21 protein-coding genes are annotated in these 20,244 nt (G+C 69.8%); 16 read left to right on the forward strand and 5 right to left on the reverse strand.

Going from position 1 to position 20,244, the window contains the following annotated elements; all coding sequences use genetic code 11:
- Nucleotides 1–83: 83 nt before the first annotated feature.
- The 10 genes from M503_RS0109280 (at nucleotide 84) to M503_RS0109325 (ending at nucleotide 11,514) form a co-directional block, all read left to right on the forward strand.
- Complete coding sequence (locus M503_RS0109280) at nucleotides 84–863, forward strand: gamma-glutamyl-gamma-aminobutyrate hydrolase family protein (protein WP_028919689.1); 780 nt, start codon at nucleotides 84–86, stop codon at nucleotides 861–863.
- Between the two features lie 13 nt (nucleotides 864–876).
- On the forward strand, nucleotides 877–2,265 hold the full coding sequence (locus M503_RS0109285) for a glutamine synthetase family protein (RefSeq protein ID WP_024869350.1): 1,389 nt from the start codon (nucleotides 877–879) through the stop codon (nucleotides 2,263–2,265).
- A 19-nt stretch (nucleotides 2,266–2,284) separates the two neighbouring features.
- The gene (locus M503_RS0109290; RefSeq protein ID WP_028928223.1) at nucleotides 2,285–3,649 is read left to right on the forward strand and encodes an aspartate aminotransferase family protein; all 1,365 of its coding nucleotides are present in this window, start codon (nucleotides 2,285–2,287) and stop codon (nucleotides 3,647–3,649) included.
- A gap of 50 nt (nucleotides 3,650–3,699) precedes the next feature.
- Nucleotides 3,700–4,818: a polyamine ABC transporter substrate-binding protein gene (locus M503_RS0109295; RefSeq protein WP_028919687.1), complete on the forward strand. Its 1,119-nt coding sequence runs from the start codon at nucleotides 3,700–3,702 to the stop codon at nucleotides 4,816–4,818.
- 199 nt (nucleotides 4,819–5,017) lie between these two features.
- Nucleotides 5,018–6,127, forward strand: coding sequence for a polyamine ABC transporter substrate-binding protein (locus tag M503_RS0109300; protein WP_028919686.1), 1,110 nt, complete (start codon nucleotides 5,018–5,020; stop codon nucleotides 6,125–6,127).
- 69 nt (nucleotides 6,128–6,196) lie between these two features.
- On the forward strand, nucleotides 6,197–7,339 hold the full coding sequence (locus M503_RS0109305; protein ID WP_037061000.1) for an ABC transporter ATP-binding protein: 1,143 nt from the start codon (nucleotides 6,197–6,199) through the stop codon (nucleotides 7,337–7,339).
- Complete coding sequence (locus tag M503_RS0109310) at nucleotides 7,336–8,247, forward strand: ABC transporter permease subunit (RefSeq protein ID WP_028919684.1); 912 nt, start codon at nucleotides 7,336–7,338, stop codon at nucleotides 8,245–8,247. Before M503_RS0109305 ends, M503_RS0109310 begins: the two co-directional genes overlap by 4 nt.
- The gene (locus M503_RS0109315; RefSeq protein WP_028919683.1) at nucleotides 8,244–9,089 is read left to right on the forward strand and encodes an ABC transporter permease subunit; all 846 of its coding nucleotides are present in this window, start codon (nucleotides 8,244–8,246) and stop codon (nucleotides 9,087–9,089) included. Before M503_RS0109310 ends, M503_RS0109315 begins: the two co-directional genes overlap by 4 nt.
- Before the next feature lie 84 nt (nucleotides 9,090–9,173).
- Complete coding sequence (locus M503_RS0109320) at nucleotides 9,174–10,535, forward strand: NAD-dependent succinate-semialdehyde dehydrogenase (protein WP_028919682.1); 1,362 nt, start codon at nucleotides 9,174–9,176, stop codon at nucleotides 10,533–10,535.
- A 118-nt stretch (nucleotides 10,536–10,653) separates the two neighbouring features.
- Nucleotides 10,654–11,514: a pirin family protein gene (locus M503_RS0109325; RefSeq protein WP_028919681.1), complete on the forward strand. Its 861-nt coding sequence runs from the start codon at nucleotides 10,654–10,656 to the stop codon at nucleotides 11,512–11,514.
- A gap of 46 nt (nucleotides 11,515–11,560) precedes the next feature.
- Here M503_RS0109325 and M503_RS0109330 read toward each other — a convergent pair whose 3' ends face one another.
- The 4 genes from M503_RS0109330 to M503_RS0109345 form a co-directional block, all read right to left on the reverse strand.
- A complete protein-coding gene (locus tag M503_RS0109330) occupies nucleotides 11,561–11,977 on the reverse strand; it encodes a hypothetical protein (protein ID WP_028919680.1) in 417 nt (138 codons plus the stop codon).
- 186 nt (nucleotides 11,978–12,163) lie between these two features.
- Nucleotides 12,164–12,640, reverse strand: a complete 477-nt coding sequence (locus M503_RS16110) for a DUF4426 domain-containing protein (RefSeq protein WP_051414482.1) — start codon at nucleotides 12,638–12,640, stop codon at nucleotides 12,164–12,166.
- Entirely contained in the window at nucleotides 12,637–13,476 is an 840-nt protein-coding gene (gene proC / locus M503_RS0109340; RefSeq protein WP_028928224.1) for a pyrroline-5-carboxylate reductase, read from the reverse strand. The genes M503_RS16110 and proC overlap by 4 nt, the downstream gene beginning before the upstream one ends.
- Before the next feature lie 20 nt (nucleotides 13,477–13,496).
- Nucleotides 13,497–14,183: a YggS family pyridoxal phosphate-dependent enzyme gene (locus M503_RS0109345; RefSeq protein ID WP_028928225.1), complete on the reverse strand. Its 687-nt coding sequence runs from the start codon at nucleotides 14,181–14,183 to the stop codon at nucleotides 13,497–13,499.
- Nucleotides 14,184–14,288: 105 nt separating this feature from the next.
- Between M503_RS0109345 and M503_RS0109350 the strand changes: the two genes are divergently transcribed.
- The 3 genes from M503_RS0109350 (at nucleotide 14,289) to M503_RS0109360 (ending at nucleotide 17,443) form a co-directional block, all read left to right on the forward strand.
- On the forward strand, nucleotides 14,289–15,326 hold the full coding sequence (locus M503_RS0109350; protein WP_024869363.1) for a type IV pilus twitching motility protein PilT: 1,038 nt from the start codon (nucleotides 14,289–14,291) through the stop codon (nucleotides 15,324–15,326).
- A gap of 145 nt (nucleotides 15,327–15,471) precedes the next feature.
- Nucleotides 15,472–16,602, forward strand: a complete 1,131-nt coding sequence (locus tag M503_RS0109355) for a PilT/PilU family type 4a pilus ATPase (protein WP_024869364.1) — start codon at nucleotides 15,472–15,474, stop codon at nucleotides 16,600–16,602.
- A gap of 166 nt (nucleotides 16,603–16,768) precedes the next feature.
- Nucleotides 16,769–17,443, forward strand: coding sequence for a YitT family protein (locus M503_RS0109360; RefSeq protein ID WP_024869365.1), 675 nt, complete (start codon nucleotides 16,769–16,771; stop codon nucleotides 17,441–17,443).
- Nucleotides 17,444–17,461: 18 nt separating this feature from the next.
- On the opposite strand, the gene M503_RS0109365 is transcribed toward M503_RS0109360, so the two are convergent.
- Nucleotides 17,462–18,004: a DNA-3-methyladenine glycosylase I gene (locus M503_RS0109365; RefSeq protein ID WP_028928226.1), complete on the reverse strand. Its 543-nt coding sequence runs from the start codon at nucleotides 18,002–18,004 to the stop codon at nucleotides 17,462–17,464.
- Nucleotides 18,005–18,082: 78 nt separating this feature from the next.
- On the opposite strand from M503_RS0109365, the gene M503_RS0109370 reads away from it, so the two are divergent.
- The 3 genes from M503_RS0109370 to M503_RS0109380 are packed head-to-tail and all read left to right on the forward strand — an operon-like array spanning nucleotide 18,083 to nucleotide 20,101.
- Nucleotides 18,083–18,649 carry a YqgE/AlgH family protein gene (locus M503_RS0109370; RefSeq protein WP_028928227.1) on the forward strand — a complete coding sequence of 189 codons (567 nt, stop codon included), beginning with the start codon at nucleotides 18,083–18,085 and terminating at the stop codon, nucleotides 18,647–18,649.
- Complete coding sequence (gene ruvX, locus M503_RS0109375) at nucleotides 18,642–19,115, forward strand: Holliday junction resolvase RuvX (RefSeq protein ID WP_028928228.1); 474 nt, start codon at nucleotides 18,642–18,644, stop codon at nucleotides 19,113–19,115. Before M503_RS0109370 ends, ruvX begins: the two co-directional genes overlap by 8 nt.
- A gap of 41 nt (nucleotides 19,116–19,156) precedes the next feature.
- The gene (locus tag M503_RS0109380; protein WP_028928229.1) at nucleotides 19,157–20,101 is read left to right on the forward strand and encodes an aspartate carbamoyltransferase catalytic subunit; all 945 of its coding nucleotides are present in this window, start codon (nucleotides 19,157–19,159) and stop codon (nucleotides 20,099–20,101) included.
- Nucleotides 20,102–20,244 lie beyond the last annotated feature (143 nt).

Consider the following 20,244-nt stretch of genomic DNA (forward strand, 5'->3'; position numbering starts at 1 on the left):
GTGGCGGGCAGGGGCAGGGTGGCGTGTTGTAAAAATAAAACGGCCGGGGTAAGTTGCCGGAACGCCACCGGAATCCTCCGCGCATGGCCCCGCCGCCCCTGGTCGGCCTGCCTACCGACCGCAAACAGTTCGGCCCGCATCCGTTCCTCGCGGTCGGCGAGAAATACGTGCGCGCGGTGGTCGATGGCGCCGGGGCCAGCCCGGTGCTGCTGCCGGCCCTGCAGCCGCCCGTACCGCCGGAACAGTGGCTCGACCGCCTCGACGGCCTGCTGCTGACCGGCGCGACCAGCAACATCGAACCGCACCACTACAGCGACGAGCCGAGCTGGGAGGGCAACCTGCACGACCCGGCACGCGACGCCAACACCCTCGGCATGATCCCGCGCGCGCTGGCCATGGGCCTGCCGGTGCTGGCGATCTGCCGCGGCTTCCAGGAAGTGAACGTGGCCCTGGGCGGCACCCTGCACCAGAAGGTGCACGAAGTGCCCGGGCTGGCCGACCACCGCGAGAACCTCGACGATCCACTGGACCGCCAGTACGGCCCGTCGCATCCGGTCGAGCTGGCGCCCGGCGGCCTGCTGGCCGGCATCGCCGGCACCACGTCAGTGCAGGTCAATTCGCTGCACGGCCAGGGTGTGGCCAGGCTGGCGCCCGGCCTGGTCGTGGAAGCCACCGCCCCGGACGGCCTGGTCGAGGCCTACCGCGGCACCGGCCCGGGCTTCCTGCTGGCCGTGCAGTGGCATCCGGAATGGCAGGTCACCCGCAACCCGTTCTACCTTGGCATCTTCCGCGCCTTCGGCCAGGCCTGCCGCGTCTGGGCCGATGCGCGCGACCGGCGGCCCGGGGCCGCCGCCTCCCCGTGAACCCGGACCCTCCATGAGTACCCGCCAGAGCAAGCGCAAGGTCGTCGCCACCCCCGCCCAGCAGGAGAGCTCGCTGCGCCGCTGGCTGAAGGAACGGCGCATCACCGAGGTCGAGTGCCTGGTGCCGGACATCACCGGCAACGCCAGGGGCAAGATCATCCCCGCCGACAAGTTCAGCCACGACTACGGCACCCGCCTGCCCGAAGGCATCTTCGCCACCACCGTCACCGGCGACTACCCGGACGACTACTACGAGCTGACCTCGCCCTCGGATTCGGACATGCTGCTGCGGCCGGACCCGGACACCGTGCGCATGGTGCCGTGGGCCACCGACCCGACCGCGCAGATCATCCACGACTGCTTCACCAAGGACGGCCACCCGCACGAACTGGCGCCGCGCAACGTGCTGCGCCGGGTGCTGGCCGAGTACGCGAAGGAAGGGCTGCAGCCGGTGGTCGCGCCGGAGCTGGAGTTCTTCCTGGTGCAGAAGAACACCGACCCGGACTTCCCGCTGCTGCCGCCGGCCGGCCGCTCCGGGCGCCCGGAGACGGCGCGGCAGTCGTACTCGATCGACGCGGTCAACGAGTTCGACCCGATCCTCGACCTGATGTACGACTACTGCGACGCGATGGAACTGGACGTGGACACGCTGATCCACGAGTCCGGTGCGGCGCAGCTGGAAGTGAACTTCACCCATGCCGGGGCGATGTCGCTGGCCGACCAGGTGTTCCTGTTCAAGCGCACCATGCGCGAGGCGGCGATGCGCCACGGCGTCTACGCCACCTTCCTGGCCAAGCCGATGGAGACCGAGCCGGGCAGCGCCATGCACATCCACCAGAGCCTGGTGGACACCAGGGGGCGCAACGTGTTCACCGGCAGGAAGCCCGGCCAGTTCAGCCCGGTGTTCGGCCATTACCTGGCCGGCCTGCAGAAGTACGTGCCGATGGCGATGGCGTTCTTCGCGCCGAACGTCAATTCCTACCGCCGGCTGATGTTCGGCGAGGTTTCGCCGAGCAACGTGCGCTGGGGTTTCGACAACCGCACCTGCGGCCTGCGCGTGCCGATGGACACGCCGGAGAACCAGCGCGTGGAAAGCCGCTTCGCCGGTTCCGACGCCAACCCCTACCTGGCCATGGCCGCGACCCTGGCCTGCGGCCTGCTGGGCATCCGCGAGAAGCTCAAGCCGACCGCGCCGACCGAACAGAGCGCCAAGGAACTGGGCTACGACCTGCCGCGCTCGCTGGGCGAGGCGCTGGACGGGCTGGAGACCTGCGGCCCGCTGGCGGACATGCTCGGCCCGCGTTTCGTGCGCGCCTACGTGTCGGTCAAGCGCAAGGAATACGAGACTTTCTTCCGCGTCATCAGTTCCTGGGAACGCGAGTTCCTGCTGCTGAACGTGTGACGCCCCGAGACGGAAACTTATGGATCCCAACAGCCTCCGCGAACTCCAGCGCCTCGACGCCGCCCACCACCTGCATCCGTTCAACGACAACGCCGCCCTGGCCAAGCGCGGCACCCGCGTGCTGACCCGCGGCGAGGGCTGCTACGTCTGGGACGCCGAGGGCAACAAGCTGCTGGACGCCTTCGCCGGCCTGTGGTGCGTGAACATCGGCTACGGCCGCCCGGAGCTGGGCGCGGCGGCGGCGCGGCAGATGACCGAGCTGGCGTACTACAACAGCTTCTTCCAGTGCACCACCGAGCCGACCATCCGCCTGGCGGCGAAGCTGGCCGAGCTGACCCCGTACGACCTCGACCACGCCTTCTTCGTCAATTCCGGCTCCGAGGCCAACGACACCATCCTGCGCCTGGTGCGGCATTTCTGGGCGGTGCAGGATCAGCCGCAGAAGAACATCTTCATCGGCCGCCACGACGGCTACCACGGCACCACCATGGCCGGCGCCAGCCTCGGCGGCATGAAGGGCATGCACCGGCAGGGCGGGCTGCCGATCCCGGACATCCACCACATCGACCCGCCGTTCTGGTTCGCCGACGGCGGCGACCTGTCGGAGGAGGAATACGGCCTGGTCGCGGCGCGCCGGCTGGAGCAGAAGATCCTCGAACTGGGACCGGACCGCGTGGCCGCCTTCATCGGCGAGCCGATCATGGGCGCGATCGGCGTCTACATCCCGCCGATGAGCTACTGGAAGGAGATCGAGCGGATCTGCCGCCAGTACGACGTGCTGCTGGTGGCCGACGAGGTGATCTGCGGCTTCGGCCGCACCGGGCAGTGGTTCGGCTCGCAGCACTTCGGCTTCCGCCCGGACGTGATGACCATCGCCAAGGGCATCACCTCCGGCTACATCCCGCTGGGTGCGGCCATGTTCAACGACCGCGTCGCCAGCGTGCTGCGCGACGCCGGCGGCGAGCTGGCCCACGGCGCGACCTATTCCGGGCACCCGGTGTGCGCGGCGGTGGCGCTGGAAAACCTGCGGATCATGCAGGAGGAGCGCATCGTCGAGCATGCCCGCGAGGAGATCGCGCCGTACCTGGCCCAGCGCTGGGCCGAGCTGGGCGAGCACCGCCTGGTCGGCGAGGCCCGCATCGCCGGCCTGATGGGCGCGCTGGAGCTGGTCCCGGACAAGGGCCGCCGCGCCTTCTTCGAGGAGCGCGGCAAGGTCGGCGCCCTGTGCCGGGACATCGCCCTGCGCAACGGCCTGATCCTGCGCGCGACCTGGGATTCGATGCTGCTGTCGCCGCCGCTGGTGATCACCCGCGAACAGGTCGACGAGCTGTTCGGGAAGGCCTGGAGGTCGCTCGACCAGACCGCCGCCGAACTGGGCAAATGAGCCCCCCGGCGCTAACCTGCGGCTTTCATCCACCCACGAGGAACCCCGCCATGAAACTCCGCCTGCTCAGCCTGGGCATTGCCGCAACCCTGCTTGCCGCCTGCGGTGGCAAGGACGCCCCGGGCGACGCCGCCGGTGGCGAGGAGAAGGTCCTCAACGTCTACAACTACTCGGACTACATCGCCGAGGAGACCATCCCGAACTTCGAGAAGCAGACCGGCATCCGCGTCACCTATGACGTGTACGACAGCGACGAGGTCCTGGAGACCAAGCTGCTGGCCGGCTCCAGCGGCTACGACGTGGTGGTGCCGACCCTGAACTTCTTCGGCCGCCAGATCCAGGCCGGCGTGTTCAAGGAACTGGACAAGAGCAAGATCCCGAACCTGGCCAACCTGGACCCGGCGGTGATGGAACGCATCGCCTCGCAGGACCCGGGCAACAAGTACGGCGTGCCGTACATGTCCGGCACCACCGGCATCGGTTTCAACATCGACAAGATCGAGGAGATCTTCGGCAGCACCGAGGTGACCGAGAGCTGGAGCCTGGTGTTCGACCCGGCCAGGATCAGCAAGCTCAAGGACTGCGGCGTGACCCTGCTCGACACCCCGTCGGACATGATCCCGATCGCGCTGCACTACCTGGGCGAGGACCCGCACAGCGCCGACCCGGCGGTGCTGCAGAAGGCGGCCGACCTGCTCAAGTCGATCCGCCCGTACGTGCAGAACTTCCACTCCAGCCAGTACGTCAGCTCGCTGGCCAACGGCACCACCTGCCTGGTGGTCGGCTGGTCCGGCGACATCATCCAGGCCCGCGACCGCGCCGAGGAAGCAGGCAACGGCATCAACATCGGCTACTCGATCCCGAAGGAAGGCGCGCCGCAATGGTTCGACATGCTGGCGATCCCGGCCGACGCCAGGCACCCGGAGAACGCCTACGCCTTCATCAACTACCTGCTCGAGCCGCAGGTGGCCGCCGCCAACACCAACTACATCCAGTACGCCAACCCGGTGAGCGCGGCCACCGAGCTGGTGGACGAGGAGATCCGCACCGATCCGACGATCTATCCGCCGGAGGAAGTGAAGGCCAAGCTGTTCACCTACGCGATCAACTCGCCGGAGACCGACAAGCTGTACACGCGGCTCTGGACGGAGATCAAGACCGGCCGCTGACCCGCGGCCACGCCCCCGCGCCGGTCCAGGCCGGCGCGGGCAGCGGCGACATCAGGTCAAGCAACACGCATCAGCGATCGCAAGGGTGGGAGGTCGAGGGGAGGGGAACCCGGGGACGCCACCGTGAGGCGGCGTCGTGGACTACCGACAGGCCCGAACGGGCAAGGGGAAGCGACGAATGACGTGGAAACCTGGCTGTATGGTGTGTGCACTGGCGGCGGCGCTCGCGCTGGCCGCGTGTGGGAAGCAGGGGGCTGAAGGGGGCGAGGCCAGGCCCGGCGGGGGCGGGACGGTCAACGTCTACAACTGGTCCGACTACATTGCCGACGGGACGGTGCCCGGCTTCGAGCGCGAGCACGGGGTCCGGGTCAACTACGGGGTCTTCGACAGCAACGAGGTGCTGGAAGCCAAGCTGCTGGCCGGCAATTCCGGCTTCGACGTGGTGGTGCCCTCGCTGCAGTTCCTCGGCCGGCAGATCCAGGCCGGCGTGTTCCAGCCGCTGGATACCTCGAGGCTCAAGAACCACGCCGGCCTCGACCCGGAGCTGATGAAGCGGATCGCGGTGCAGGACCCGGGCAACCAGTACGGCGTGCCGTACCTGTGGGGCACCACCGGCATCGGCTACAACGTCGACAAGCTCACCGCCGCCTTCGGCAGCACCGAGATCGCCAACAGCTGGGACCTGCTGTTCAAGCCCGAGAACATCCGCAAGATGAAGGACTGCGGGGTGATGCTGCTCGACACCCCCTCCGAAGTGGTCCCGATCGCCCTCAACTACCTGGGCGAGGACCCCAACAGCACCGATCCGGCGGTGATCGAGAAGGGCGCCAGGCTGTTGCAGAGCATCCGCCCCTACGTGCAGACCTTCCACTCCAGCCAGTACATCGACGCCCTGGCCAATGGCAACGCCTGCCTGGTGCTGGGCTGGTCCGGCGACATCCTGCAGGCCCGCGACCGCGCCGCCGAGGCCGGCAACGGGGTCAACGTGGCCTACTCGATCCCGCGCGAGGGCACGGCCCTGTTCGTCGACATGCTGGCCATCCCCAAGGATGCGAAGAACCTCGATGGCGCCTACGCCTTCATCGACTACCTGATGAAGCCGGAGGTCGCGGCGGCCAACACCAATGCCGTGGCCTTCCCGAACCCGGTGCCCGGCTCGCTGCCGATGGTGGAGGAGGAGATCCGCAACGACCCCACCATCTACCCGCCGGACGAGGTCAAGGCCCGGCTGTTCACCCTGGCGATCGTCCCGCCCGAGGTGGACCGGCTGTATACGCGGCTCTGGACCGAACTGAAGACCGGCCGGTAGTCTGCACGGCAACCAGGCGCGGCCCGCCGTCCCGGACGGCGGGNCGCCCGACCCCAACCTGGAGTGCCCATGGCGGCCATCACTGAACCTGCGAACGCGACCCCGGCAGCCCCCGGGGGCGACGCGGCGCGCTACCTGCGCATCGAAGGGGTGCGCAAGGAATTCGACGGCTTCGTCGCCGTGGACGACGTCAGCCTCGACATCCGCAAGGGCGAGATCTTCGCCCTGCTCGGCGGTTCCGGCAGCGGCAAGTCGACCCTGCTGCGCTGCCTGGCCGGCTTCGAGCGGCCGACCAAGGGCCGGATCGTGCTGGACGGGGAGGTCATGAACGAGCTGCCGCCGTACGAGCGGCCGATCAACATGATGTTCCAGTCCTACGCGCTGTTCCCGCACATGACCGTGGAGCAGAACATCGCCTTCGGCCTCAAGCAGGACGGGCTGTCCAAGGACGCCATCAAAAAGCGCGTCGGCGAGATGCTGGAGCTGGTGCAGCTGGGCAAGCTGGCCAAGCGCAAGCCGCACCAGCTGTCCGGCGGCCAGCAGCAGCGCGTGGCCCTGGCCCGCTCGCTGGCCAAGGGGCCGAAGCTGCTCCTGCTGGACGAGCCGATGGGCGCGCTGGACAAGAAGCTGCGCTCGCGCATGCAGCTGGAGCTGGTCAACATCATCGAAACCTCGGGGGTGACCTGCGTGATGGTCACCCACGACCAGGAGGAGGCCATGACCATGGCCACCCGCATCGCGCTGATGGACCAGGGCTGGATCCAGCAGGTCGGCAAGCCCGACGAGATCTACGAGCAGCCGGCCAACCGCTTCGCCGCCGAGTTCATCGGTTCGGTCAACCTGGTCGATGCGGTGATCGACGACGACCAGCCCGAGTACGTCACCCTGCGCACCCCCGCATTCGACGCGCCGATCTACGTCGGCCACGGCATCACCGGCTTCGAGGGGCAGGCGGTGTCCTTCGCCCTGCGCCCGGAGAAGCTGGGCATCGGCAAGGACGAGCCGGAGCAGCCGCACAACAAGGCCCGCGGCACCATCGAGGACATCGCCTACTTCGGCAGCCACTCGGTCTACCACGTGCGCCTGCCCAGCGGCTTCAAGCTGATGGCGAACTTCACCAACCAGCAACGCTGGGCCAGCGACGCGCTGACCTGGGGCGACGAGGTCTGGCTGTGGTGGGCCGACAACGACGGCGTGGTGCTGACCTCATGAACGCGCGCGCGCTGAAGCGGTTCGTGCCGTCCGGCCGCTGGGCGGTGATCGCGGTGCCGTTCCTGTGGCTGCTGCTGTTCTTCGCGACCCCGTTCCTGATCGTCCTGAAGATCTCATTCTCGCGGCTGGCCATCGCCATGCCGCCGTACACGCCGATCGTGGAGGTGGTCGACAGGGCGCTGACCCTGCGCCTGAACCTGGGCAACTACGCGGCCCTGTTCACCGACTCGCAGTACATCCTGGCCTACCTCAGCTCGATCAAGATCGCCGCGGTCTCGACCCTGCTGTGCCTGGCGATCGGCTACCCGATGGCCTACTTCATCGCGCGGATGAAGCCGTCCACCCGCAACATCGCGCTGATGGCGGTGGTGCTGCCGTCGTGGATCTCGTTCCTGCTGCGCGTCTACGCCTGGGTCGGGATCCTCGACGCCAACGGCCTGCTCAACCGCTTCCTGCTGTGGGCCGGGCTGGTCGATGCGCCGCTGCGCATCCTCTACACCCCGCTGGCGGCCTATATCGGCATCGTCTACTGCTACCTGCCGTTCATGGTCCTGCCGCTGTACGCCAACCTGGTGAAGCTGGACCTGCGCCTGCTGGAGGCCGCCTACGACCTGGGCGCCAAGCCATGGCAGGCGTTCCTGCGCATCACCCTGCCGCTGTCGCGCTCGGGAATCATCGCCGGCTGCATGCTGGTGATGATCCCGGCGGTGGGCGAGTTCGTGATCCCGGAGATGCTCGGCGGCCCGGACACGCTGATGATCGGCCGGGTGCTCTGGGGCGAGTTCTTCAACAACCGCGACTGGCCGGCCGCCTCGGCGGTGGCGATCGTGATGCTGTTGCTGCTGCTGGTGCCGATCCTCATCTTCAACCGCTACCAGCACAAGGAAATGGAGGGCCGGCTGACATGAACCAGACCCTCGGCCTGAAGCTGCTGCGCTGGGCGGTGCTGGTGCTCGGCTTCGCCTTCCTGTACCTGCCGATCGTGCTGCTGGTGGTGTACTCGTTCAATTCGTCGCGCCTGGCCACGGTCTGGGCGGGGTTCTCCACCAAGTGGTACGGCGAGCTGCTGCGCGACCGGCAGATCCTCGACGCGGCCTGGGTCAGCCTGCGCATCGCGTTCTGGACCGCTACCGCTTCCACCGTGATCGGCACGCTCGGCGCGATGGTGATGACCCGCTTCCGCCGCTTCCCCGGCAAGACCGTGTTCGGCGCGCTGATCACCGCACCGCTGGTGATGCCGGAGGTGATCATCGGCCTGTCGATCCTGCTGATGCTGGTCTCGGTGGGTGCGGCGCTGGGCATCCCGTCCAAGGGCATGGTCGCGATCTGGATCGCGCACGTGACCCTGACCGTGTCCTTCGTGACCGTGGTGGTGTCCTCGCGCCTGCAGGACCTGGACAAGTCGCTGGAAGAGGCGGCGATGGACCTGGGCGCCAACCGGCTCAAGGTGTTCTTCCTGATCACCTTGCCGATCATCGCCCCGGCCCTGCTGTCCGGCTGGCTGCTGGCCTTCACCCTGTCGCTGGACGACGTGGTGATCGCCAGCTTCGTCGCCGGTCCGGACTCGACCACGCTGCCGATCAAGGTGTTCTCCTCGGTGCGCCTGGGCGTGAGTCCGAAGATCAACGCGCTGGCCACGCTGATGATCATGGCCGTGTCGCTGGCCGCGGTGGCCGGCTGGTGGCTGATGTACCGCGAGGACCGCCGGCGCCAGCGCGACATGCAGCTGGCGCTGCAGGAGAACGGCTGAGGCCGCCGCGCCGCGCCGGGGGCGCCGACATGGCGCTAACCCCGGCGGGGCCATGCTCGCGGCCTGCATGAGGTGAGACCCACGATGAGTGTCGAGACGATCAACCCCGCGACCGGGCAGGTCGAGCACCGGCAGGCGCTGCTGTCGCCGGAACAGGTGGATGCGGTGCTGGCGGCCGCGCACGCGGCGTTCCCCGCCTGGTCCACGCGCAGCATCGAATCCCGCGGCGAGGTGCTGCATGCCGTCGCCGGCGTGCTGCGCAAGCGCCGCGAGGAGCTGCAGCAGGTCATGAGCGCGGAGATGGGCAAGCTGCGCAAGGAAGGCCTGGCCGAGATCGACAAGTGCGCCGCGGTCTGCGACTACTACGCCGACCACGCCGCCGGCTACCTGGCCCCGCAGCCGATCGCCACGGAGGCGCAGCGCAGCTACGTGCGCTACGAGCCGCTGGGCTGCGTGTTCGCGGTGATGCCGTGGAACTTCCCGTTCTGGCAGGTGTTCCGTTTCCTCGCCCCGGGGCTGATGGCCGGCAACGTCGCCGTGCTCAAGCACGCCAGCAACGTGCCGCGCTGCGCCGACGCCATCCTCGAGGTACTGCGCGAGGCCGGCCTGCCGGAAGGCGCGTTCGGCGTGCTCCACATCGACAACGACCAGGCGGCGAAGGTGATCGCCGACCCGCGCATCGCCGGCGTGACCCTGACCGGCAGCGAGCGGGCCGGCAGCTCGGTGGCGGCCACCGCCGGCAAGCACCTGAAGAAGTGCGTGATGGAGCTGGGCGGCAGTGACGCCTTCGTGGTGCTGGAGGATGCCGACCTGGACGCGGCGGTGGCCGGCGCGGTGTCCTCGCGCTTCGGCAACGCCGGGCAGACCTGCATCGCGGCCAAGCGCTTCATCGTGGTCGAGGCGATCGCCGACGAGTTCGTCCGCCGCTTTGTCGAGGCCGCCTCGAAGCTGCGCCTGGGCGATCCGCAGGACGAGGCGACCACCCTGGCGCCAATGGCGCGGCAGGACCTGCGCGACACCCTCCACAAGCAGGTGACCGACAGCATCGCCAGGGGCGCGAAGCCGCTGCTGGGCTGCGAGCCCGACGCCTCCTACGCCGGCTATCCGGCCTCGATCCTCGACGCGGTGAAGCCCGGCATGCCGGCCTACTCGGAGGAGCTGTTCGGCCCGGTCGCCAGCGTGCTGCGGGTGGCCGACGAGGCCGAGGCGGTACGCGTGGCCAACGACACCAGCTTCGGCCTGGGCGGCAGCGTGTGGACCGGCGATGCGGCCCGGGGCGAGCGCATCGCCGGCCAGCTGCAGTGCGGCGCGGCCTTCGTCAACGCCATCGTCCGCAGCGACCAGCGGCTGCCATTCGGCGGCACGAAGCGCTCGGGCTTCGGCCGCGAGCTGGCGGCGCACGGCATCCACGAGTTCACCAACATCAAGACCGTCTGGGTGGCGTAACGCGGGGCAGGGCACGCCACACTGGCACCGGCGGTGGAACGGATGGTTACGCCGCCACCCGTTCCTCCCGCGCCCGCCCGCCACCATGCTGGGGCGCAATCCACGAAACGGAGCCCCAATGAACACCTCCCTCGGTACCCAACCCGCCCGCCTGGTCCGCAAGGTGCGCGGCACCCCGACCTCCGACGGCGCCGGCGTGAAGCTGACCCGGGTGATCGGTGGCCCCGCGCTGCCCGACCTGGATCCGTTCCTGCTGCTGGACGAATTCGGGACCGACAAGGCCGAGGACTACATCGCCGGCTTCCCGGAGCATCCGCACCGCGGCTTCGAGACGGTGACCTACATGCTCGACGGGCGCATGCGCCACCGCGACAACCACGGCAACGAAGGCCTGCTGACCTCCGGCAGCGTGCAGTGGATGACCGCCGGCCGCGGCCTGGTCCATTCGGAGATGCCGGAGCAGGAATCCGGGCGCATGCGCGGCTTCCAGCTGTGGGTGAACCTGCCGGCGCGCGAGAAGATGACCGAGCCGCGCTACCAGGAGTTCGCGCCCGACCACATCCCGGTGGTCGCGCCGGCCGCCGGCGTCGAGGTGAAGGTGATCGCCGGCCGTGTTGGCGACACCGTCGGCCCGATCGTGCAGCCGGCCACCGATCCGGTGTACCTGGACATCGCCCTGCAGCCGGGCGCGGCCTGGGAATACGCGCTGCCCGACGGGCACAACGCCTTCGCCTACGTGTTCGAAGGCGCGGCCACGGTGGGCGAGGGCGATGACGCCCGGGCGCTGGAAACCGCGGAAATGGGCGTGCTCGGCGGTGGCGGCGCGCTGTCGCTGCGCGCCGGGGAGGCCGGTGCGCGCCTGATCCTGGTCGCCGGCACGCCGCTGCGCGAGCCGGTCGTGCGCTACGGCCCGTTCGTGATGAACACGAAGCAGGAGCTGATGCAGGCCTTCGTCGACTTCCAGGAAGGCCGCTTCTGAAGGCGGCGCGGCCGGGCTGCCCCGGCCGCGCTTTCCGCGTGCCGGCTCAGTACAGCGGGATCGACTGCGCCAGCGTGAGCAGCTGGCGCAGCTCGGTGTCGCTGGCGGCCTCGACCCAGACCTGGGCGTAACGGTCGTTGCCGAGCTCGACGATGGTGATCCGCTGCTGCGCGCCGGTCTGTACCGCCATTTCCGGCTGGTACCAGCGCACTTCGTGCGAGCCGATGCTGCCTTCCTCGAGGCGGTTGCGGCGCAGCAGGTTGACCGTCGGCTTGGCCGTGAGCATCAGGCTCAGCACCGGCCGTTCGCCATCGAGCGCGCGGCACAGCACGAAGCCGTCGTGCACCTTTTCCTGCCACTGCAGGTTGGTCCCGGCAGGCAGGGGCGGGCATGCGCCCTGCTGGGCCGAGGCCGGGAAGGCCACGCTCAAGGCAAGGATTGCCAGGCATTGCAGTCTGTTCATGACGCGTCCCCTTCGGGCCCGGACGGCGGGCCTGACCGTTGCAAGGAAACGCGCGGGCGGACGGGCGCCGGGGCGCATGGCGCCCGCGCGGTCTCCCCCCTTTGTTTTCTGGCCGCTTCCCGCGTGCGGATGGCGGCCACTCCCGCGGCCGAACTTAGCCAGCATGGGCGCCGGACGCAACCCCGCTCAGAAGTTGCGCTGGAAATCGAACTGCTGGCGGCGGCCGTCCGCGACCACGCCGACCTGCACGCGGATGGTGTCGTGGCGGCCCACCCGCACGGTGCCGACGTGGTCGACGTAGTCCCCGGTGGCAACCTTGCGCAGCGCCACCTGCTGGCGGCGTCCACCCAGGTCGACGGCCTCGGCGGACACCTCGGCATCGACGCTGGTTTCCTCGCCATCGGCGCCGACCCGGCGCAGCGCCACCACCAGCAGGGCGGTGCCTTCGTCGCGTTCGACGCGGTACTCGCGCGCCACCGCTTCGCCAAGGGCGAGGGTGGGCAGCAGGTTGTAGCGGGCGCGCAGCGAGCCGGACAGGTCGGTCGTGCTCGGCGCCGGCGGCACGAACTGCGCCGCCTGCGGTGCCGCGCCGCCGCAGCCGGCGCCGGCGAGCACGAGGCCGGCGAGCAGGCAGGCCTTCGCGGCCAGGCGTCGCGCGCTCATGGGCCGGTCGCCGCGGCCAGGGCGGCACCGCGTTCGCGCGCGGCGTGCACCGCGCGGGCGACCAGCGCCTCGAAGCCGCCGGCCTGGAAGGCTTCGATCGCCGCCTGGGTGGTGCCGCCGGGCGAGGTGACCTTGCGGCGCAGCTCGGCCGGCGGGTCGCCGGCTTCGGCCAGCATGCGGCCGGCGCCAAGCAGGGTGTGCACGACCAGGGTGCGCGCGTCCTCGGCCGGCAGGCCCTCGGCCACCGCCGCCGCTTCCATCGCCTCGGCCAGCAGGAACACATAGGCCGGCCCGCTGCCGGAGACCGCGGTGACCGCGTCGACCAGCGGTTCGGCGTCGACCCACACCGTGGCGCCGGCGCTGGAAAGGAGTTCCCCGGCGCGGGCGCGTTGCGCCTCGTCGACGCCTTCGCCGGCGAACAGGCCGGTGACGCCGGCACCGAGCAGGGCCGGCGTGTTGGGCATGCAGCGCACCACCGGCAGGCCGCCGCCCAGCCATTCCTGCAGCCGCGCCACCGGGATGCCGGCGGCGATCGAGACCACCAGCGGCCTCAGCGACTGCGCCGCGGCGGCGAGCGGTTCGCAGGCCACGCGCATCATCTGCGGCTTGACCGCCAGCAGCCACAGGCCGGCGCCCTGCACCGCGTCCGCGCCGTGCTCGAACACCTGCACGCCGAAGTCGGCGGCCAGAGCCTCGCGCAGCGCGGCGACCGGTTCGGCGACGCGGATCCGGCGCGGGTCGGCGCCGCGGCAGAGCAGCCCGCCGATCAGGCTGCGGGCCATGTTGCCGCCGCCGATGAAGGCGATGGCGTCGGCCGCGGGGTCGTGTGAATCCATGATGTCCTCCAGGGAGTGCGCTACGGCTTCGGCGGCCGCGGGCCGAACAGGGCAGTGCCGATCCGGACCAGGGTGGCGCCTTCCTCGATGGCGATGGCGAAGTCGTCGCTCATCCCCATCGACAGGGTATCTACGCCCGGATGCTCCGCGGCCAGCTGCTCGAACAGGGCGCGCATGCGGTGGAACGCGGGGCGGCGCAGTTCCGGGTCCTCGTGCGGTACCGGGATCGACATCAGCCCGCGCAGGGCCAGGGTCGGCTCGGCCACCACGAGGGCGGCCAACGGCGGCAGGTCTTCCGGGGCGCAGCCGGACTTGCCCGGTTCGGCCTCGACGTTCACCTGCAGCAACACGTTCAGCGGGCCGCGCGCCGGGTCGCGATGGCGGGCGAGGGCGGCGATCACGCTGGGCCGGTCGACGCTGTGCACCCAGTCGAACGTCTGCGCCGCCTGGGCGGCCTTGTTCGACTGCAGGTGCCCGATCAGGTGCCAGGCCAGGTCCGGATACCGGTCGGCCAGGGCGGCACGCTTGGCCGCGGCCTCCTGCACGTAGTTCTCGCCGAAGGCGCGCTGGCCGGCCGCGGCCAGGGCGGCCACGGCTTCCGCCGGCTGGGTCTTGGACACCGCCAGCAGCGCCGGCACTGGCCGGCCACAGGCATCGGCCGCGTTCTGGATGCGCTGCAGCACGATTCTGAGACGGTCGGCGGACATCGGTTTTCCGGGCATTGGCGGCAGCGGCGGGAGCGCTATACTGCCCCGCAGGGGATGTAACGTTCCAGCCTGCGCAAAGAACGCGGGCCACCTGGGGGATCTTGGATGGATATCGCCGAACTGCTGGCCTTCTCGGTCAAGAACAAGGCTTCCGACTTGCACCTGTCCGCCGGCCTGCCGCCGATGATCCGCGTGGATGGCGACGTGCGCCGCATCAACATCCCCGCGCTGGACCACAAGCAGGTCCATGCGCTGGTCTACGACATCATGTCGGACAAGCAGCGGCGCGACTACGAGGAGTTCCTCGAGGTCGACTTCTCGTTCGAGATCCCGTCGCTGGCCCGTTTCCGCGTCAATGCGTTCAACCAGAACCGCGGCGCCGGCGCGGTGTTCCGTACCATTCCCTCGGACGTGCTGACCCTGGAAGACCTGGGCTGCCCGCCGATCTTCCGCGAGCTGATCAACCAGCCGCAGGGCCTGATCCTGGTCACCGGCCCGACCGGCTCGGGCAAGTCGACCACGCTGGCGGCGATGATCGACCACATCAACAAGAACGAGTACGGGCACATCCTCACCGTCGAGGACCCGATCGAGTTCGTGCACACCTCGCAGAAGTGCCTGATCAACCAGCGCGAGGTGCACCGCGACACCCACGGCTTCAACGAGGCCCTGCGCTCGGCGCTGCGCGAGGACCCGGACTACATCCTGGTCGGCGAAATGCGCGACCTGGAAACCATCCGCCTGGCGCTGACCGCCGCGGAAACCGGCCACCTGGTGTTCGGCACCCTGCACACCAGCTCGGCGGCCAAGACCATCGACCGAATCATCGACGTGTTCCCCGCCGGCGAGAAGCCGATGGTCCGCTCGATGCTGTCCGAATCGCTGCGCGCGGTGATCTCGCAGGCGCTGCTGAAGAAGGTCGGCGGCGGCCGAACCGCGGCCTGGGAAATCATGGTCGGCACCCCGGCCATCCGCAACCTGATCCGCGAGGACAAGGTCGCGCAGATGTACTCCGCGATCCAGACCGGCCAGCAGTACGGCATGATGACCCTCGACCAGCACCTGCAGGACCTGGTCAAGCGCGGCCTGGTCACCCGCCAGCAGGCGAAGGAATACGCCAAGGACAAGCGCCTTTTCGAGTAAGAGCCGGGATTCGATATTCGGGATTCGGGATTTGGATTTGCCTAGGCCGGAGATCGCGAGGAAGGTTTGAGGACACGGCGCCGTGCGGCGCATCTGCGAATCCCCAATCCCCAATCCCGAATCACCGGCTCCGCAGGAGCCCACCATGAGCACCATCGACTTCACCTCGTTCCTCAAGCTGATGGCGCACCAGAAGGCGTCGGACCTGTTCATCACCGCGGGCATGCCGCCGGCGATGAAGGTCCACGGCAAGATCACGCCGATCACGCAGACGCCGCTCACCCCGCAGCAGAGCCGCGACCTGGTGCTCAACGTGATGACGCCCCAGCAGCGCGAGGAATTCGAGAAGACCCACGAGTGCAACTTCGCCATCGGCGTGGCCGGCGTGGGCCGCTTCCGCGTGTCGTGCTTCTACCAGCGCAACCAGGTGGGCATGGTGCTGCGCCGGATCGAGACCAAGATCCCGACGGTGGAGGAGCTGAACCTGCCGCCGATCATCAAGACGCTGGCGATGACCAAGCGCGGCATCATCATCTTCGTCGGCGCCACCGGCACCGGCAAGTCGACCTCGCTGGCGGCGATGATCGGCTACCGCAACCAGAACTCGACCGGCCACATCATCACCATCGAGGACCCGATCGAGTTCGTGCACAAGCACGAGGGCTGCATCGTCACCCAGCGCGAGGTCGGCATCGACACCGAGAGCTGGGACGCGGCGCTGAAGAACACCCTGCGCCAGGCCCCGGACGTGATCATGATCGGCGAGGTGCGTACCCGCGAGGGCATGGACCACGCCATCGCCTTCGCCGAGACCGGCCACCTGGTGCTGTGCACCCTGCACGCGAACAACGCCAACCAGGCGATGGACCGCATCATCAACTTCTTCCCCGAGGACCGGCGCGGCCAGCTGCTGATGGACCTGTCGCTGAACCTCAAGGGCGTGGTCGCCCAGCAGCTGGTGCCGACCCCGGACGGCAAGGGCCGCCGCGTGGCGATGGAAATCCTGCTGGGCACCCCGCTGGTGCAGGACTACATCCGCGAGGGCGAGATCCACAAGCTCAAGGAGGTCATGAAGGAATCGACCAACCTGGGCATGAAGACCTTCGACCAGAGCCTGTTCGAGCTGTACCAGGCCGGTGAGATCTCCTACGAGGACGCGCTGCGCTACGCCGACTCGCAGAACGAGGTGCGCCTGCGCATCAAGCTGTCCCAGGGCGGCGACGCCCGCACCCTGGCCCAGGGCCTGGACGGGGTGGAGATCGCCGAGGCGCGCTGAGACGCGGCCGGCGGGTCCTTCCCGCTGCAGCGAGGCCGCCTCCGGGCGGCCTCGTCGTTTCCGGACGACGGTGCCTGGCGGCGGCTCAGGCTAGAATCGCGCCCCCCACTCGCGGCACCCCCACGTGAACGCCACCGATCCGGACTTCCGGCCCGGGCAGGAACCCCTGCCCGCGGACGGCACCGTCGTCACTTCCGGTCCCCTGACCCCGCCGCCCGACTCGGCCGGGACCCAGGCGGACGATCGCGCCTTCCACCATTCGGTGGCCGAGGACGTGCAGGGCATGCTGCTGGCGACCCTGGTGGCCTCGCTGGGCCTGGCCGTGTTCGCCCAGGGCGGGCTGATGATCGGCGGCATGGCCGGGGTCTCGTTCCTGCTGCACTACGCGCTGGGCTGGAACTTCGGCCTGGTGTTCGTGCTGGTGAACCTGCCGTTCTACTGGATCGCGGTACGGCGGATGGGCTGGGAGTTCACCCTCAAGACCTTCGTCGCCGTGGGCGCCTGCGGCCTGCTCACCGATCTGCTGCCGCGCTGGGCCGGCTATGCCTACATGTCGACCCTGTACTCGGCGGTGGTCGGCGGGCTGCTGTGCGGGCTGGGCGTGCTGTTCTTCATCCGCCACCGCGCCAGCCTCGGCGGCGTCGGCATCCTCGCGGTGTACCTGCAGCGCGACCACGGGATCAGCGCCGGCAAGGTGCAGCTGGCCTTCGACACCCTGCTGATGGCCGCGGCCTTCTTCGTGCTGCCGCCGTCGAAGGTGATGTATTCGGCGCTGGGCGCGGTGCTGCTGAGCCTGGTGCTGATGTTCAACCACCGCCCGCACCGCTACATGGGCGTGTGAGCCCTTGGGGCCGGCGCCTCAGCCGGCCGCGGCCATCCATGGCGGCGACAGCGGCGCGATCCGCGCCTGCACCGGGCAGTCGGGGCGGTGCGCGCCGGGCAGGTAGCCCAGGCTCATCAGGAACTCGCCGGTGATCTCGCCGCCGGTGAAGCGGAAGGTGTGGCGGAACAGCTTCACCCAGCCGGCCTTGTCGAGCGGGTGGTGGGCGTCCAGCCAGGCGGCGAAGCCGCCGTGGCTGTCGCGCAGGCGTTGGATGACCTGGGCGTTGTGGATCGCCGCCTCGATCTTCAGGCGGTTGCGGATGATCCCCGGATCGGCCAGCAGGCGCTGGCGGTCGGCCTCGGCATAGGCGGCGACCCGGTCCACGTCGAAACCCTCGTAGGCGCGGCGGAAGCCTTCGCGCTTCTTCAGCATGGTTTCCCAGCTCAGCCCGGCCTGGTTGATCTCCAGCAGCAGGCGCTCGAACAGGACGCGCTCGTCGCGCTGCGGGAAGCCGTATTCGTGGTCGTGGTAGGGCCCGTGCAGCGGGTGGCCGGGGGCGACGTCGCAGTAGCCGGACATGGGGCGAGGGCGTGGTGGAGGGCCGCCCGATTATGCGGGAGCCGGCCGCACCCTCCGCATGGGCGCTAGAATGCGCGCATGTCCGCAGCGAACGACAACCTGGCCAACCAGCTGCTGATCGCGCTGCCGGCGCTGGCCGACCCGAACTTCGCGCGCAGCGTGGCGCTGATCTGCCAGCACGACGAGCAGGGCGCGATGGGCGTGGTGGTCAACCGCGCCTCCGAGTACACGCTCGGCGAGGTGCTGTCGCAGATGGGCATCGGCAGCGACGACGAGGCACTCTGCGCGCGGCCGGTGCTGCACGGCGGGCCGGTGCACCAGGAACGCGGCTTCGTCCTGCACGACGGCGACCGCGGCTGGGATTCCACCTTGCAGGTGGCCGACGGCCTGTACCTGACCACCTCGCGCGACATCCTCGAGGCGATGGCCGCCGGCGAGGGCCCGCCGCGCGCGCTGGTGGCGCTCGGCTGCGCCGGCTGGGGCGCCGGCCAGCTGGAATACGAGCTGGGCGAGAACACCTGGCTGACCGCGCCGATGGACGCCGACCTGCTGTTCGACCTGCCGCTGGAGCGCCGGTGGCAGACCGCGGCCGGGCGCATCGGCGTCGACCTGTTCCGCCTGGCCGACTACAGCGGGCATGCCTGAGGCGCCCGCAAACGGGACCCTGCTCGCGGCCGACGCGATCGTGCTCGGCTTCGACGTCGGTTCGCGCCGCATCGGCGTGGCCGTCGGCAGCGCGCTGGGCGGGGCCCGCGCGGTGGCGGTGGTCGACGTGCGCGAGCAAGGCCCCGACTGGGCCGCGGTCGACCGTCTGCATGCCGAATGGCGCCCGCGCGGCCTCGTCGTCGGCGATCCGATGACCCTGGATGGCGCCGACCAGCCGGCGCGCCGCCGCGCCCGCGCCTTCGCCAGCCAGCTCAAGACCCGCTACCGGCTGCCGGTGGTGATGGTCGACGAACGTTCCAGCTCGGTCGAGGCGGCGCACCGCTTCGCCCGCGACCGGGCCGCCGGCAACCGCCGCCGCCGCGACGCCGCCGCGCTCGACGCCGCCGCCGCGGCGGTGATCATCGAGCGCTGGCTGGAGTCGCCCGGCGATGCCACGCCCGTGTGAGCCGACATCCCATTCCATTCCCAGCACCCGCCACCGACGCCATGACGCCCCAGATCGATCCGAACGGCCGCCTGCGACACCTGCTGACCCTCGAGGGCATGCCGCCCGCCACCATGCTGCAGCTGCTCGACCGCGCCGGGCAGATCCGCGACGCGGCGGTCGGCCGCGTCGGCAAGCGCGCGGTGCTGGCGGGCACGGCGGTGTGCACGCTGTTCTTCGAGCCTTCGACGCGCACCCGCAGCTCGTTCCAGCTGGCGGCGCAGCGGCTGGGCGCGGACGTGCTCAACTTCGACGCGTCGACCTCGTCCACCCGCAAGGGCGAGACGGCGCGCGACACGCTGAAGAACCTGGAGGCGATGGGGGTGCGCGGTTTCGTCGTGCGCCATCCGGACGACGGGGCGGTGCAGGCGCTGGCCAACGCGGCCGGCGAGGGCACGGCGCTGGTCAACGCCGGCGACGGCCGCAATGCGCACCCGACCCAGGGCCTGCTCGACATGCTGACGCTGCGCCAGGCCAAGGGCAGCGATTTCTCGAAGCTGAAGATCCTGATCGTCGGCGACGTGAAGCATTCGCGGGTGGCGCGTTCGGACCTGCATGCGCTGCGCGCGCTGGGGGCGGGCGAGATCCGGGTCTGCGGTCCGGCTTCGCTGCTGCCGGACGCGGAGACCACTGCCGGCTGCGTGGTCGGCGACGAATTCGATGCGATGCTGGAGGGCGTGGACGCGGTGATGATGCTGCGCCTGCAGCGCGAGCGGATGGAGGAGGGCCTGGTGCCTTCCTTGGAGGACTACCACGCCCGCTACGGCCTGACGGCGCAGCGCCTGCGGCGCGCGGCGGCCGACGCGGCGGTGCTGCATCCGGGCCCGATCAACCGCGGCGTGGAGATCACCGACGAGGTGGCCGACGGTCCGCAGTCGTGGGTCCTGCGCCAGGTCGCCAACGGCGTGGCCGTGCGCATGGCGGTGCTGGAGCACCTGCTCGGCTGAGCCTTGTTCCCCCTCTCCCATCGGGAGAGGGGCCAGGGGTGAGGGTAGGGTGCCGACGAGCCGCCTGTTCGCAGGGACGTCAGGACTACCCTGAGAGCGCACTGGCAAGAGCAACCGCAACTACAACGGCAACTGCAGCTGCA

Origin of the sequence: Pseudoxanthomonas suwonensis J47, assembly GCF_000513955.1 — a bacterium.
In the GTDB taxonomy this organism is placed as follows: Bacteria; Pseudomonadota; Gammaproteobacteria; order Xanthomonadales; family Xanthomonadaceae; genus Pseudoxanthomonas; species Pseudoxanthomonas suwonensis_C.